The organism is Pedobacter sp. UYEF25, assembly GCF_054061655.1.
This window is the reverse complement of record NZ_JBSSEL010000002.1, coordinates 362544-379240: the sequence shown is the minus strand read 5'-3', so window position 1 is coordinate 379240 and position 16697 is coordinate 362544. Positions and strand designations below refer to the sequence as shown.

Genomic DNA, 16697 nt, shown 5'->3' with positions numbered 1-16697 from the left:
AATACTTCTCAGCGCCTCCAAGCACCATCTTTTAATCGGTTAATCAAATTATGAAAGTAATTAAATAGAACTAAAAAAATATGACGAATCTATTAAATACAATTATTTGGTAGACAAGAAACTGTTATTTTAAAAAGTATCATAAGAAGAGGCGCCTATTTGGTAGATGTGAGAACCGTGGGTGAATTTGATACTGGAAATGTAAAAGTGTCGGTAAATATTCCTTTAAATAGATTAGAATATGCAATTGGTGAATTTAAAAACAAGAAAAATATCATTGTTTTTTGCCAGAGCGGAGCTAGAGCTGGACAAGCGAAAAAAATTCTCCGTAAAAACGGATTTCCGAATGTAATAAATGGAGGCGGGTGGGAAAGTGTAAATCAAGTAATATGGGCGTTTGACCACGCTCCTTATTTTATCTTTTGCTAGCTAAAGCGCTGGACAAAAGGATATCATTCCAATCGTTAACATAGTAACGATTTGGGTATTGGCGACTAGCTTTATGTTTGCCATCTGAAAAAATTGTTCCTAATAATTTCTATTTTATTTCAGAAATATATTTTACCATATGGCCACTACGCAATATCTCTAATCTTGCGGAAATCATGTCATTTTGCTCAATAAACTTTCTCAGTAGTCTTCCACTATCATTTTGGTTGGGATGTATTTCTATTTCTAGACCGTTTTTTTTTAGCCATAACTTTAACCGTAATGCAATTTCCTCGTGTATGATGATTGCCAAATTATAGTCGTTAATAAGTTCAATTCTCAGATCTGGTATACCCTGAAATTGCTCAGCAAACGTAATTAAGGATTTAGTGTAGTCATAATTCTTTGTAAGTGAATGACCAATTAATTCAAAAATCTTCTCTGTATATAAAGTGTCTATATTCACATCAACTTTACCATAGTTTCCTTGCATGCAAATGGTAATTAGCGCAGGTTCTTCCTCGCCTCTACGAATGGTAATTTCGTCATTCATAGAGCAGTGTAACTCAGGAAAAGCATTTGTAATCATTTCACATAATCTTTCACCCGATAAATTTCTAGAGTTTATAAAAGTCTTCATAAGCGAATTAATTTAGTCTGAAATAGGCTCTGAAAAATACTTTAAAAGCAACAACATCTGGTCGCTTAGGCTAAAGCACCTTTAAATGTACAAATTATAGATTTAGTTTAGAGCTTTTACGAATTTTTGTTGAGAATTTTTTCGCTAAATTTTTAAGTCATTGGAAAAAGGTAACAATTGACTGTTCGGCCCTTTTTGCATGCTAGTTTATTTTTTGGGTTAAGATTTTAATTTCTTATCGTACGATTCTAGTGACAAACTGCGATTAATATGATAACGAACAGTAGGCCTCTTAAATTTTGGCTTGATACTTCATCGGATAAAAAAGAATGTCTGTTTAAAAAAATAAAAAATAAAACCCTAAATTGGAGAACTATGACGACACGAAGAAATTTTATAAGAACGGCAGCTTTGGGAAGCGCAGGTATTGCAGTTGCTAATTCTGCCATGGCGATGCCTGCAAGTAGCTATAGACGTATAATAGGCGCAAATGACCGTTTAAATGTGGCAATTGCCGGTTTGGGCAGAAGATACGATGCCTATAAAGAGGCAATAGTGAGTACTAAAGCAAATGTGCGCCTTGTTTATTTATGTGATGTTATGGAAAGCCAGCGAACAAAAGCATTCGCAAATTTTAAAAAAAGTATAGATTATAATCCCAAATTAGAGAACGATATCCGTAAGGTAATAGCAGATAAACAAGTTGATGTATTGTTTAATTCAACCCCAGATCATTGGCATACCCCAGGTTCGATTATGGCATTAAAGGCAGGAAAAAACGTGTATGTCGAAAAACCTTGTAGCCATAACATGCATGAAAATGAAATGCTCGTTGCTGCGGCAAAAAAATACGGTGCAGTTGTGCAAATGGGTAACCAGCAGCGTTCTTCAGACCACACCATAGAAGTTATTAATATGATTCACACAGGAGCCATAGGTAAGCCTTACAAAGCACTTGCTTTTTATAGCAATTCTCGAGGTGCGGTTCCTATGCAGAAAAAAGCGCCTGCTCCAAACGGTCTCGATTGGGATCTTTTTCAGGGCCCTGCACCCCGCCGAGATTATACAGACAATACTTGGGACTATAATTGGCACTGGTATGGATGGGATTTCGGCACAGCAGAAGCTGGTAACAATGCTACCCACGAACTAGATGTGGCTCGTTGGGCGCTTCAAGTAAATTATCCGCAACGCGCAATGGTAGAGGCTTATAAAAGAGAATTTTCGACTGATGGTTGGGAAATGTACGACAGCATGAAAGCTACATTTAACTTTGCGGATGAGAAAATAATAGAGTGGGATGGTCATAGTCGTAACGGTTTTAGCACCTACGGTACAGACCGTGGTACCATAATATACGGTAGCGAGGGAGCTGTTTTTGTTGATAGAGGACGATATAAGATAACCGACCGTAGCGGTAAGACCATTAAGGAGAAAATTGCAGCGTCAAATGAAGCTGGTACCGCTTTAGGCGGAGGCGGGGATACGTCTACAGCTCATGTGCTTAATTTTTTTGATACGATACGCGGCAAAGCAAAGCTTAATGCGCCAATTGCAGATGCAAGCATTAGTATGGCCATGGTGCACTATGCAAACACTGCTTACCGTATTGGCAAAGGCTTCGATATAGACGAGAATAGCGGAAGAATCTTTGATCGAGACGCCATGAAATTGTGGAGCAGGAAATATGAAAATGGCTGGGAACCAACTTTATAAACCTGACCGTCAACATTTTTAAGTTGATGAGCCAGCACAAAGAGATAGAGACTGATTGACTTAACTTCAAAATTAAATTTTTCGGTAACTTATCTTTTTCGAGTGTTGATTTTTGCAGATAAAAATAACCCACAGATAAAATTAGACAAACCTACTTTGCCTACCAAATTGAATTTAACCTTAAATTTTATGCTAATTATACCATGACCAATATCAATAAAACAAGAATTATTTTAGTCACAGTTGCTTTTTTTATGTCGGGAATTGCAAATGTTACATTTGCTCAATCCTCTTCAAAAGACTGGCAAAACCTCTTTAATGGTAAAGACCTTACAGGCTGGAAACGATTGGCGGGAACTGCAGACTATAAAGTTGAAAATGGAGTAATTGTGGGCACTACCGTAATGAATTCTGGGAATACATTTCTGACAACTGAAAAAGAATATGGCGATTTTATATTAGAGCTGGATGCCAAAGTAGAAAGTGTGGTCAGCAATTCTGGTGTGCAGACACGAAGTCATTTTGATGCTTCTGCCAACAATGGAAAAGGGAAGGTTTATGGAAGACAGTGCGAATTTGATCCTTCGGATAGAAAATGGAGCGGTGGAATTTATGATGAGGGCCGCCGCGATTGGTTGTATCCTTTAGAACTTAATCCTTCTGCTAAAAACGCATTTAAAGTGGGCGAATATAATCATGTAAAAATTGAGTGTATTGGCAACGAAATGAAAACCTGGATTAATGGAGTTCCTACTGCATTTGTTGTAGACACGATAGATAAGAAAGGTTTTATTGGTTTGCAAGTACATGGAATTAGCAAAGAGGAACAAGCAAATAAGAAAGTTTATTTCAAAAACATCAAAATAAAAACGACTAATCTTATTCCACAAGCTTTTCCAAAAGGAATTTATGTAGTAAACAATATGCCGAACACCCTATCAACTTATGAGAAAAAAGACAAATGGAAGCTACTATTTGACGGAAAAACTTCTAGTGGATGGAGAAGTGCAGCAGCAAGCTCGTTTCCAAAAAAGGGCTGGCAAATCAAAAATGGAATTTTCACGGTGTTAAATTCCGATGGGAAAGAGGCTGCAAATGGTGGTGATATTGTTACAGTTGACCAATACAAAGCATTTGATCTTTCGTTCGAATTTAAACTTTCTCCTGGTGCCAATAGTGGTGTGAAATATTTTGTAACACTTGATGAAAAAACCAAGGGCTCTGCAATTGGCTTGGAATATCAGGTATTGGATGATGAAAGACATCCAGATGCCAAATTAGGAAGAGATGGCAATCGTACTTTAGCCTCTTTATATGATTTAATTAAGGCCGAAAAATCGCCAAGATTTACCAATCCCATCGGAAAATGGAATACCGGTCGTGTGGTGGTTTATCCAAATAACCATGTAGAGCACTACTTAAATGGAATTAAAGTATTAGAATATGAACGTGGTTCAAAAGCTTTTAAAGATTTAGTGGCAATGAGCAAATATAAAGTTTGGCCTGATTTCGGCGAAGCGAAAGAAGGTCATATTCTACTGCAAGATCATGGCAATGAAGTTAGTTTCCGAAGCATCAAGATCAAAACTTTGAATTAACTGGTATGGATAATTTAGTTGTTTCAACTGTTGTATTTTAAACAGGAAGATGAAGGCCAACTATTAAAAATCAGAATTACTGTGTCAGGTTTTCGATTTAGCCATTTTTAGTCTATCTGCCATTTATTAGATTCTCTGCAGATTGAATCCGATGAACTTGTAGAAGGTCAGGCAGTGTTAAAAGATTTACTCATAAAATGTTAAACAGAAAAAATAAAATCAATAAAATAGTCCTTTCAATTATTCTACTCCTAACTGTTGGAGGTGCTTACTTTTACTTTAGTAAAAAATCAGACGGATCTACAATAGATTTAGAATCGTCGCCAGTATTGTCTGCTGTGGAGTCTATGAGCAGAATGCAAATCGAAGATGGATTCGAGGTAAAGTTAGTTGCTTCGGAACCTTTGATATCTACACCGGTGGCTTTTACCTTTGATGAAATCGGGCGCATTTGGGCCGTAGAAATGAACGGCTATATGCCCGACACGCTAGGCACCGGCGAAGATATTCCAAATGGAAAAATAGTAATATTAGAAGATAAAAATAAGGACGGCGTAATGGACGTTAGAAAAGTCTTTTTAGACTCTTTGGTTATGCCCAGGGCAGTCTGTCTTTATGCAAAGGGCGTGTTAGTTGCCGAACCGCCAAATCTTTGGTACTACGAAATTAATAAGGATAAACCTGGAAAAAAGGTCTTGGTTGACGGTAACTATACCGAAGGAGGCAACGTAGAACACTATCCGAATGGATTATTATTGGCTATGGATAACTGGATTTACAATGCAAAATCTAACAAACGTTACCGCAAAAAGGGCGATAAGTGGCTTATTGAAAAAACAAGTTTTCGTGGCCAATGGGGATTAAGCCAGGATAATTATGGAAGATTATTTTATAATAATAACTCACAAAATTTACTGGGAGATTATTTCAGTCCGGGTTTTGGGGCCGGTAATAAAAACCAAAAGGAGGTAGCTGGTTATAACGAGACCATAGTTGCAGACAACCGTGTTTATCCGCTGAGACCAAATACTGGTGTAAATCGAGGGTATTTGCCGGGGATTTTAGATACTGCAACCAAACAGTTGATTAACTTTACCGCTGCCTGCGCGCCCCTTGTTTACCGTAGTAATGCGTTTGGTATGAACTACGAATCGAACGTTTTTGTTGCAGAACCTGCCGCTAATCTTATTAAAAGAAATATCATTAATGATAGCAGCAATGTAGTTAATGGTAAACAAGCATATCAAGAAAAGGAGTTTTTGGCTAGTACCGATGAACGTTTTAGACCGGTAAATATATATAATGGGCCAAATGGAGCTTTGTATGTTGCAGATATGTACCGCGGAATTATTCAGCATAAAACGTATTTAACTCCTTATTTGCGCAACCAGATAAAGCGGAGAGACCTTAGTGTTCCTTTAAATTACGGGCGGATTTATAAGATAGTCCGGAAAAATAATACCCAAAACTCCATTTCGTTTTCTAATAATCCATTACAACTGGTAAAACTACTTGGGCATTCAGACGGATGGGTGAGAGATATGGCTCAACAACTTCTTATAAGTCATAATTTCCCCCAAGCAATCCCTGCTTTAAAAGCAGCGATGAAACAAACTTCTAATCCACTACATGTCATTCATTCTATGTGGACTTTAGAAGGTTTAGGTGTTTTGGCGAACGAAGACGTACTACCTCTTTTAAAGCAACAATCTTGGCCCATTCGTATGCAAGCGTTGACGATATTGCCATCTGTTTTAAACAGTACTTCTTATAAAACAGTGCTCCCAATACTAGAGAAAATGGTTGACCAAAACGATACCCTCGCTGCTCCTTATATCGCTTACTTAGTAAAATTTATTCAGCTTTACGATCAATCGGCTGCAAGAATCTTATTAAAAAAAGTTGCCTTAAAATATGCCAACAATAATTACGTGGCCGATGCAGTGATAAGCAATCTTGAGGATAGGGAGGAAAGCTTCCAAAACGAAATAGAACCGCTAATTTCAGATACTAGCGTTGCGATTTTTAGAAAATTAAAAAAGGTTATTTCAGATGCTAAAAAGGCAAATGACAATCACGACGAAGCAACACTAAAAAAAGAATTTCCAAAAGGATATGCGTTGTTTAATTCTACCTGCCAAACCTGCCACGGCATAGATGGAAATGGTGTGAAATCATTGGCGCCACCATTAAATAAATCACAATGGGTCACCGGTGATAAAGAAAAGCTTATCTCAATCGTACTACTAGGATTAACCGGGCCAATAGAAGTGAATGACCACTTTTATAAAGCACCAGAAATTAATGGAGATATGCCTGCAATTGGTTTCGACAAACAAATTACAGATGAACAGGTAGCAGAAGTCTTGTCTTTCATAAGAAAATCGTGGCAAAATAACTCGGAAAAAGTAAGTACGCTAGAAGTAGCCAAAATTCGGCAGAAGCTAAAAGGCAGACAAAAATCATTTACGGCTGAAGAATTAAAATAAGAAAGTGTAAAATATTTGGCTTGCGAAATGCTCTAGATACAAGAATTGACCGTGCCATTCTTGATCACTTTATATCGGGTTGATAAAAAAAAATTGTACTCTAAGTCGTAAACGAAATCACAATTAATTTAAAGAAGTCAAATGTATTGGCATGTACACGAATGTTTTTATTTATATGATTGATATATGCCGGAAAGATCAAAAGGTAGCACAAATTAAGGTTAGATTGATTACTAAAACTATACTTTCATTACTTTTGTTCTTGGCGCTGTCAAAAAATTCTGTAGCGCAACATCCTGCAGATAGCCTTTTTAAGGTGCTGAAACTTGAGATATCAAAAAAGGAAGTCTATGATCAGGCGAAGCAAAACCGAATAAAAGTATTAGAATTTTACCTATTGCGTGTAGCCAAAAATGACTTTTCTAAACAATACCTAATCTGTAGTCAGATATTTGACGAGTATAAAGATTTTAAATTTGATTCAGCTTATGTTTACGTTCAGAAATTATTGCGCCTAAGCATACTTAGTAATGATTTACCAAAGCAATTTGAAAGCAGAATTAAGCTAGGCAGAATACAATTGTCTGCTGGAATGTTTAAAGAAACATTTGATTGTCTAAGACAGATCGATCCAGTATTAGTCGACAATACAGTAAAACTTAAATATTATAGCTTAAAGTCGCGTGCTTTGTGGGATCTTGCTGCCCACAATAGGGATACTTTTTCTTCCCACACAAATCGTGGCAGTTCAACCGCTGTGCTCGATTCGGCAATTGCACTAACCCAATCTGGATCATACGATAATTATAAGATGGTTGCAGAAAGAGGAGCCGTTTCTGATAGGCCAAAGAAAGCAATTGCAATTTTAAAAATGTTAATGGTTGATTCTGCGTGGACAGCCCATCAGAGGGCAATGGCTGCCAACGATCTAAGTCATTTAACTATTGGTGAAGAAAAGGAAAGGTTAATAGCGCTTGCTGCTATCTACGATATTCGTTCATCAACCAAACAGACGCTTGCCATTTTTACCCTCGGCAAACAGCAGTTTAGCAATGGAAATATGGAGCACGCAATACTACTTTTGCGAGAAGCGCTTGCTCAGGCTACTTTTTTTGGCAACAAACCGAGAGAACGAGAAGTAACAGCGATTTTAACCCAAGCCATCGCGCAGAAATTGATTGATTCAGAAAATAAGAAAAACCAATTACTTACCATTCTAATTTTCGTAGCCGCATTTGTGCTCATTGGCCTTTCGGTGATTTCATTTATAGTTTACGCTCGACTAAAACAGGTGAAAGTTAGAGAACAATTGGTTCAACAAAGAAATCAGGAGTTGGATCATATCAATAAAAAATTGTCAGAGGATGCTCGAATTAAAGAAGAATATATTGGCTATTTTTTCAATGTAATTTCGGGATACATCTCCAAGCTCGAGAAAATTAAAAGAAATACAGAGCGAAAACTTAAGGAAGAGAACTACGAGGACCTACTAAGGATTGCCAGAGAAATAGATATAAGGGCAGAACGTGCGGATCTGTTTTACACTTTTGATCGTGTTTTTCTCAAACTCTTTCCAAACTTCATTACTACCTTTAATTCTTTATTAAAACCCGAAGATCATATACGTCCAAAAGAAAATGAGCTCCTAAATACCAACCTTCGAATATTCGCGTTGATGCGGCTTGGAATAAGCGATACTCAAACGATTGCTAACATTTTAGAGACAGCAGTAAGTACCGTTTATACCTACAGAAATCGTATTAAATCGAAAGCTATTTTGCAGGGTGATGACTTTGATCAGCAGATTATGCGAATAAAATTCGTAGATATTTCTTAGATTTTTACCCTGAGTATTTCAATTAAAATACTGATTAAAAGTGTTTTAAGATTTCATGTTTTTTGATTTTCCTGACGGAACGCTTAAGGTCTGTGCAATGCAAGATGCAATTTGTAAGTTTGTTGGAGGGGCTTTTTTAATAGAGTCGCCATCAACCAACAACCAACAACCAAATATAAAAGATGAATGTAAAATGTAAAAGCAGCTGCTTCACCATAGTTGTCTTAATATTCCAATTATATACCGCTTCCGCTAAAGATTACACGGCTGCATTTTTTGGTATCGATCCCGGCGGCACGGTTTTAAACACGCGTTCCATTCAGTTTGGCATCGACTACATCAGCGAAAACGGAGGCGGCAGACTCGTTTTTTCTGAGGGCAAATACCTAACGGGATGTATTCATTTTAAATCAGACGTAACTATCCATCTGGAGAAAGGGGCAGTTTTATTGGGATCCACGAATCCATTTGACTACGACCGACAGAACACGCCTTTTGATCATAACTTTAAAACATCACTTGCGCTAATTCTTGGACTCAACCAGAGTAACATTGGTATAACCGGATATGGTGAAATTGACGGGCAGGGCAAAGAGTTGGCTGCAGCCGTGGGCGAGCTTGTAAAAAGAGGATTAATTAAAGACCGTTCAGTTAGTCGGCCTGACGAAGATAAGCGACCCATGATTATCAATTTCTTTGGCTGTGATCAGGTTACAGTTAAGAATATTACACTAAGAAATTCAGCATGCTGGGTACAGTGTTACAACCAGTGTAAAAATGTGGTTATCGATAGTATTCGGGTAGAAAGCCGGGCTTTTTGGAACAATGATGGCATCGATATTGTTGATTGTACGAACTTTAAGGTAACAAACTCTTATTTTAATAGTAGCGACGATGGCATCTGCCTAAAATCGCTGGATCCTGATGCTACGAATCAAAATATTCTGATACAGAACAACAGCATGACCACCGATGCCAGTGGCATAAAGTTTGGAACCGCCTCACTTGGTGGCTTTAAAAACTTTCGCATATTGAATAATAAAGTTTTTGATACCAATCGATCGGCAATTGCTTTAGAGGCGGTTGACGGCGCGACAATTGAAAATATTGAAATTGATGGTTTACAGGGTACAAATATTGGAAATGCTATATTTTTACGCGCTGGCGCACGCAAGGGTGATCGTAAAAGCAAAATAGAGAACGTGTCTATCCAAAACGTTAATGTTGAAATACGTGCCGAAAAAAACCCACTAAAAGCAATGCCTGGTGTAGTAATTGGTGGGATGCCCGATCAGATGATTACCAATATAAGACTTAAAAATATTGTGATAAAATTTCCTGGGGGAGCAGATAAAGGATCGGCAAAAATATCTATTGCTAACCTGAAAGACATACCAGAGAAGGCAGATAGCTATCCAGAATATAATATGTTTGGAGAATTACCCGCATGGGGCGTGTTTATTCGGCATGCAAATAATGTGCGGTTCGACGGGCTTTCTGTAACGGCAGCAAAGGCTGATTTTAGAACCGCGATTGTGCTAGACGACGTACATCAGTCAACATTTAAAAAACTCATGGTAAAAGAACCTAATGGTAAGGATAAAATTTTCACCGCGAACTCATCAGACATATCTCCAAAAAAATGACATACATTAAAAAAGTAGGCTTTTCTGGGCTCGTATTGTTTCTTGGGCTGATGACCAGTTTCAGCAATCAATCTACAGCACAGATAGCTGCTGCCGACAAAGCCGTTGCACCGGCAACATTGCCTGGAAAGGGACTTAAGCAATTTGACTTTTTTTATGCAGGCGAAGCGAAATCACGCAATATGTATATTGTGCGAAATGGTGAGATCACTTGGTCGTACATTGATACTTTAGGTCGAGGAGAAATAAGTGATGCGATTTTAATGGCCAATGGAAACATACTATTTGCACATCAGTTTGGTGTAACACTCATCAATAGCTACAAAAAAGTGCTTTGGAAATACGACGCGCCAGAGGGATTTGAGACCCATACTGCTCAGCTTATCGGCAAGGGTCACGTGGTGTTCGTTCAAAATGGAAATCCAGCCAAAGTATTCGTGATGAACATCAAAACGAATAAAGTAGTAAAAGAATTTGTGTTGCCTTTTAAAAGCGGTACTCACGGGCAGATAAGACATGCTCGGTTGACAGAAGCCGGTACCTTATTGGTAGCGCACATGGATTTAGGCAAGGTTTGTGAATATGATGTCAATGGAAAACAGCTTTCATCCATCGATGTTCCAAGCGTATGGTCTGCGGTTCCATTAAAAAACGGAAACCTGCTTGTGGCAACCAATAGAAATACGGTGAGTGAAATTAAGCGTGACGGTACTGCGGTTTGGGATTTTTCTTTATCAGATATTCCTGGCTATACCGTAACAAGTCCTCAAATAGCACAGCGTCTTCCAAACGGAAATACGCTTGTTAATAACTGGTTCAATCAATGGAGTACAAAGCTAGATCTTAAAAATGCGCCAGTTCAGGCCATCGAGTTTACGCCTGATAAAAAAATTGTATGGGCGCTACGATCGTGGTCAACTCCCAATCTTGGCCCGTCAACCGTAATTCAGTTGCTTAAAGATCCTAACAATAAATATGAAAATGCTCATTTTGGTAACTTTAAATAGAGTAATTGCCTAAACGTTAATATTTTTGGTGATATTGAGTTTCGATAAGTTAAACTTTTGATTGGATGAAGACAAGAATAAGCCACATAAAAAAAAGATGAAAAAAAATCATATCGGCGGCATACTTTTATTTGCTTTAATCACAATGGTAACATTGTCATCTCTAAAATACCGGGTTAAAACAATTGACTCAGCCAATGCTGGCTTAGTTGTTCCTCAGGGTTTTTCTGCAGTGAAACTTATTGAGGGAATAGGTAAAGCTCGCCACCTCATCGTTACGCCAAAAGGATATATTTATGTAAGATTGGCGAAGCCCATTAACAACCAGGGTACTTTGTTATTGGAAGAAAGCAATGGGAAAGCTACTGTAAAGTCAGGGTTTGGGAATTATGGGGGGACGGGGGTGAGGCTATACAAAGATCATTTATACGTGGCTTCCAATTCAGAAGTATTTCGATATAGGGTAGATGCCAATGAGCGCGTCATTAATCCAGATGAACCAGAAACTATTGTAACTGGTCTTGTTGATAAGGGTACGCATGAAACCAAGTCTATGGTAATGGATAATAATGGAAATATGTATATTCCCATTGGTTGCCCCTCTAATTCCTGCCAAATAGAAGATAGAAAAAAAGGGTCATTAGGTCAGCCTGGTTGTCCGCTGTTGAAAACTGCGGGTGGCGTTTGGCGATTTAGTGCAGATAAGGCAAATCAAACTTACGCAGACGGTATTCGTTATGCAACAGGCTTGCGCAATGTGGTTGGTGTCGACTGGAATACACAGACCAATCAACTGTATGTGATGCAGCATGGCCGCGATCAGCTGGATAACTTGTTTCCGGATCTTTTTAATGCCAAACAAAATGCAGAAATCCCTGCCGAATGCATGTACGCGCTTAAAAAAGGTGATAATGCAGGATGGCCTTTTACTTATTTCGATCGTTTACAGAATAAAAAGATCCAAGCGCCAGAATATGGTGGCGATGGGAAGAAAGAAGGAAGTTCATCGTACATCGATCCAGTTGTTGCCTTTCCGGCACACATGGCGCCTAACGATATTTTGTTTTACACAGGGAACCAATTCCCATCAAAATATAAAAATGGTGCTTTCGTTGCCTTCCATGGTTCTTGGAACCGTGCACCAGAGCCGCAGGCAGGCTACTACGTTGTTTTTCAACCTTTTAAAAATGGAAAGCCCTTTGGTAAATGGGAGGTTTTTGCAGATGGATTCTCAGGATCTCCTGAAAAAACTGCATCAGGGCGCGCGGATCATCGTCCGTGTGGACTTGCACAAGGACCAGACGGATCACTGTATATAACCGATGATTCGAAAGGTGCCATTTATAAAATTTCCTATAAAGTTGGAAGCGCTAGTTTGCATGCAAAAGAACTCGCAGCTAAACCGTCCGTTTCAAAAGTTGTTACCACAAAAATACTACCTGCCCTTAAAGCATCTTATTTGGCTGGAGCGGCTGTTTATACAAAAAACTGCCAGACTTGCCACATGGCTGATGGAGGTGGAGTACAAAATTTAAATGCGCCTTTGGTAAAAACGGACCATATACTTGGAGATAAAACCAGACTGATTAAAACGCTGATTGAAGGTATGAAGGGCGTTGATATTAGTGGCGAAAGCTATAGCAACGTAATGCCAGCGCACGACTTTTTAACAAATAAACAAATCGCCGACGTGCTTACTTATGTTCGCAATAGTTTTGGCAATAAAGCAAGTGCCGTAAACAGTGCCGAAGTCGCTGCAGCACGTAAAACTAAATAAACATGAAATCTTACTACCGCATCTCTTATTTTTTAACCTTTTCGTTGCTTTTAATTGGTTTCTTTGCTTCAGCGCAAGCGCCAGTTTATAATGTAATAAAATACGGGGCTAGAGGAGATGGAAAAACATTGGACACGAAAGCGATCGATAAGGCGATAACGGCGGCAAACGCGGCGGGAGGAGGAACAGTATATTTCCCTGCGGGTGACTATCTCTCTGTAACCATTCACCTTAAAAGTAATGTGGGCTTGTTTTTAGATCACGGAGCAACAATTGTTGCAGCAACTACTTCCAAAACCGTACAATATGATCTTCCCGAGAAAAGTGAAAATGATACCTATCAGGATTACGGACACAGCCATTTTCAAAATAGCCTAATTATTGGGGAAAACTTGCATGATATTTCCATTACAGGTCCCGGTAAAATTTGGGGTAAAGGTCTAATTCGGGATGATCAAAAAGAAAACAATGCCGGTTATGCAAATAAGGCGCTAAGTCTTAAATTATGCAAAAATGTAATCCTACGAGATTTTACAGTTGCTTATGGAGGCTGGTTTTGTTTTTTACTAACAGCTGTTGACAATGCCACAATAGACAACATAAAGATGGATACCAACCGTGACGGGATTGACCTGATCTCTAGTAAGAATGTTCGGATTTCGAATTGCACCATCAATTCACCTGGAGATGATGCCATTGTGTTGAAAAGTGATTATGCGCTAAACTATCCAAGAATTACTGAGAACATTACCATAACCAACTGTCAGGTTTCTGGGTATGATGAAGGAACCTTTTTAGATGGAACCTATAAAAAAAACGGAAGAAAAGACGCTACTGGTCGTATTAAACTTGGCACAGAATCTAATGGTGGTTTTAAAAACATTACCATTAGTAATTGTGTGTTTGACCATTGTAGAGGCCTAGCCCTAGAAACAGTGGATGGAGCTGTTTTAGAAGACATCACCATTACCAATATTACCATGCGTGATGTGGTTAACGCACCTATTTTTATACGGCTTGGCGCCCGTCAGCGTGGCCCTAAAGATTCTCCATACAGCCAACTGCGCCGAGTTTTAATCAGTAATATTGTTGCATCAGACGTGACCGGCGAACAGGCTGCAATTATAAGTGGAATACCCGGGCATGACATCGTAGATTTAACGCTCAGCAACATCCGCATCTACTTTAAAGGCGGAGGTTCAAAAGCACAATCTACCCGAGAAATCCCTCCTTTAATCGATAGTTACCCCGATCCAGATAGATTTGGCATTACACCTGCTTATGGCTTTTTTATCAGAAACGTAACCGATTTGAAGATGAGTGATGTGGAAGTGAGTTACGAAAAAGAAGACTTAAGACCTGCCTTTATCCTAGATCGCGTGACAGGTGCAGATTTTCAGCACGTAAAGGCACAGCAAACTGCAGGTGCGCCAATGTTTATGCTTAATTCGGTAAAGAACTTTAATGTGTCCAATAGCCCGCAACTTCCAAATACTAAATTGCCTGAAGTAAATAAAATGGAATTATAATTTTAGAAACACACAATAACTGATAATTTATGAACTTGATTAACAAAATTGCCTTTTTTTTTATAATGCTGACGGGCCTATCCTTTCAACTTTATTCGCAGTCGAAACCAATAGATCTGGCATCGCCAAACGGAGAAATTAAAATTTCTATCAGCCTAAGCGATAAGATCTACTATTCCGTTGCAGGCAACAAGCAGGAGCTTCTTACAAAAAACACGCTTTCGCTAACGCTAAAAGACGAAATACTTGGTAAGAACCCAAAATTACGCTCATCCAAGAAAACCAAAGGATCAGAGGAGATAAAGCCATATGTTCCCTTAAAATATTCAACGGTAAAAAATACCTACAATGGTTTAGTTCTAAACTTCAAAGGAGATTTTTCGGTTGAATTCCGTGCTTTTGATGACGGCGTTGCCTATCGTTTTATTACCGCTAAAAAAGGTGATGTAGAGGTAATGAATGAAGAGTTTGCTGTTAATTTTCCGAACGATTACCTACTGCATGTGCAGCAGCACGATGGTTTTAAAACCGCTTATGAAGAAGCTTATCAACACATTGAATCGAGTAGCTGGAAACCATCCGATAAAATGGCTAACCTACCTATATTGATCGATACCAAAAAGCAGTACAAAATATTAATAAGTGAGTCTGATCTTTCTGACTACCCTGCACTTTTTCTAAAAGGCAACGGACATAACGGACTGGAAGGCGCTTTCCCAAAATTACCACTAGAGTTTGGTCCCGATGGCGATCGAAGCCAGAAGATTCTCAAGTCAGCAGATTATATTGCAAAAACTACCGGATCTAGAAATTTTCCTTGGCGGTATTTTGTAATTACCTCAGATGATAGACAGATTATGGAAAATACAATGACTTTGAAGTTGGCGGCAAAAAGTACGATCGCAGATCCAAGCTGGATAAAGCCAGGACAAGCAAGTTGGGAGTGGTGGAATGGCGCTACACCTTATGGACCAGATGTAAATTTTGTTTCTGGCTACAATCTGAACACATATAAATATTACATCGACTTTGCAGTAAAATTTGGCATTAAGTACATTGTAATGGATGAGGGCTGGGCCAAAAGTACCACCGATCCTTATACCCCAAATCCAAAAGTGGATGTGAAAGAACTCATCCGCTACGGAAAAACTAAGAACGTAGACATTATTCTTTGGCTCACCTGGTTAACGGTGCACAACAACATGGATTTATTCAAAACTTTCCATGAATGGGGAGTCAAAGGAGTTAAGATAGATTTTATGGATAGGAGCGACCAATGGATGGTTAACTATTATGAGGAAGTAGTTAAAGAGGCCGCAAGAAACAAAATATTTGTAGATTTTCATGGTGCTTTCAAACCGGCCGGCCTGGAGTATAAATACCCAAATTTAATCTCTTACGAAGGCGTTAGAGGGTTGGAACAAATGGGAGGATGTACACCAGACAACAGCATCTATCTTCCATTTATGCGTAATGCGGTTGGCCCGATGGATTTTACGCCGGGTGCGATGATCAACATGCAGCCGGAAGTTTACATATCTGAACGTCCGAATTCAGCAGGAATGGGCACTAGATCTTATCAACTTGCACTGTATGTTGTTTTTGAAAGTGGCATTCAGATGCTTGCAGATAATCCGTCCCTTTATTATCGCAATGCAGATTGCACGGAATTCATCACCAGTGTACCAACAACGTGGGACGAAACCAAAGCGCTAGCTGCATCAGTAGGTGAGTTGGCAGTGGTGGCCAAACGTAAAGGAGACAAATGGTTTATAGGCGGCATTACCAATGGAAAAGAAAAGGAAAGAAATGTAACGCTCGACTTCGATTTTCTTGAAAAAGGCAAGACCTATACCATGACGTATTTTGAAGATGGTATAAATGCGGGTACGCAGGCCATGGATTATAGGAAAAAATCTGTTCAGGTGAAAGCGGGTGAGAAAATAACAATTAAAATGGCGCGAAATGGAGGATGGGCTGCGGTGCTGAAATAATTATATTAAGAAAAAAATATTTTTACCGCTCACTT

The 16697-nt window shown here is 38.8% G+C and carries 11 protein-coding genes; 10 read left to right on the top strand and 1 reads right to left on the bottom strand.

The annotated features are described in order from the left end of the window. Positions 1-96: 96 nt before the first annotated feature. On the top strand, positions 97-429 hold the full coding sequence (locus ACVWYG_RS03640) for a rhodanese-like domain-containing protein (protein ID WP_457268832.1): 333 nt from the start codon (positions 97-99) through the stop codon (positions 427-429). A 109-nt stretch (positions 430-538) separates the two neighbouring features. Here ACVWYG_RS03640 and ACVWYG_RS03635 read toward each other — a convergent pair whose 3' ends face one another. Continuing rightward, the gene (locus tag ACVWYG_RS03635) at positions 539-1069 is read right to left on the bottom strand and encodes a hypothetical protein (RefSeq protein WP_457268770.1); all 531 of its coding nucleotides are present in this window, start codon (positions 1067-1069) and stop codon (positions 539-541) included. Positions 1070-1444: 375 nt separating this feature from the next. Between ACVWYG_RS03635 and ACVWYG_RS03630 the strand changes: the two genes are divergently transcribed. The 9 genes from ACVWYG_RS03630 to ACVWYG_RS03590 all read left to right on the top strand — a co-directional run bounded on the left by ACVWYG_RS03630 (position 1445) and on the right by ACVWYG_RS03590 (position 16662). Then, positions 1445-2785 (top strand): Gfo/Idh/MocA family protein, encoded by a 1341-nt coding sequence (locus ACVWYG_RS03630; protein ID WP_457268769.1) that lies wholly within the window; start codon positions 1445-1447, stop codon positions 2783-2785. Positions 2786-2988: 203 nt separating this feature from the next. Beyond that, entirely contained in the window at positions 2989-4383 is a 1395-nt protein-coding gene (locus ACVWYG_RS03625; RefSeq protein WP_457268768.1) for a 3-keto-disaccharide hydrolase, read from the top strand. 197 nt (positions 4384-4580) lie between these two features. Then, positions 4581-6872, top strand: coding sequence for a DUF7133 domain-containing protein (locus tag ACVWYG_RS03620; RefSeq protein WP_457268767.1), 2292 nt, complete (start codon positions 4581-4583; stop codon positions 6870-6872). Positions 6873-7047: 175 nt separating this feature from the next. Then, positions 7048-8709: a DUF6377 domain-containing protein gene (locus tag ACVWYG_RS03615; RefSeq protein ID WP_457268766.1), complete on the top strand. Its 1662-nt coding sequence runs from the start codon at positions 7048-7050 to the stop codon at positions 8707-8709. A 182-nt stretch (positions 8710-8891) separates the two neighbouring features. Beyond that, a complete protein-coding gene (locus ACVWYG_RS03610; RefSeq protein WP_457268765.1) occupies positions 8892-10355 on the top strand; it encodes a glycoside hydrolase family 28 protein in 1464 nt (487 codons plus the stop codon). Further along, positions 10352-11362 (top strand): beta-propeller domain-containing protein, encoded by a 1011-nt coding sequence (locus ACVWYG_RS03605; RefSeq protein WP_457268764.1) that lies wholly within the window; start codon positions 10352-10354, stop codon positions 11360-11362. The genes ACVWYG_RS03610 and ACVWYG_RS03605 overlap by 4 nt, the downstream gene beginning before the upstream one ends. A gap of 97 nt (positions 11363-11459) precedes the next feature. Then, entirely contained in the window at positions 11460-13139 is a 1680-nt protein-coding gene (locus ACVWYG_RS03600; RefSeq protein WP_457268763.1) for a PQQ-dependent sugar dehydrogenase, read from the top strand. 2 nt (positions 13140-13141) lie between these two features. Beyond that, entirely contained in the window at positions 13142-14668 is a 1527-nt protein-coding gene (locus ACVWYG_RS03595) for a rhamnogalacturonidase (protein ID WP_457268762.1), read from the top strand. 29 nt (positions 14669-14697) lie between these two features. Beyond that, complete coding sequence (locus tag ACVWYG_RS03590) at positions 14698-16662, top strand: glycoside hydrolase family 97 protein (RefSeq protein ID WP_457268761.1); 1965 nt, start codon at positions 14698-14700, stop codon at positions 16660-16662. The last annotated feature ends 35 nt before the right edge of the window (positions 16663-16697 follow it).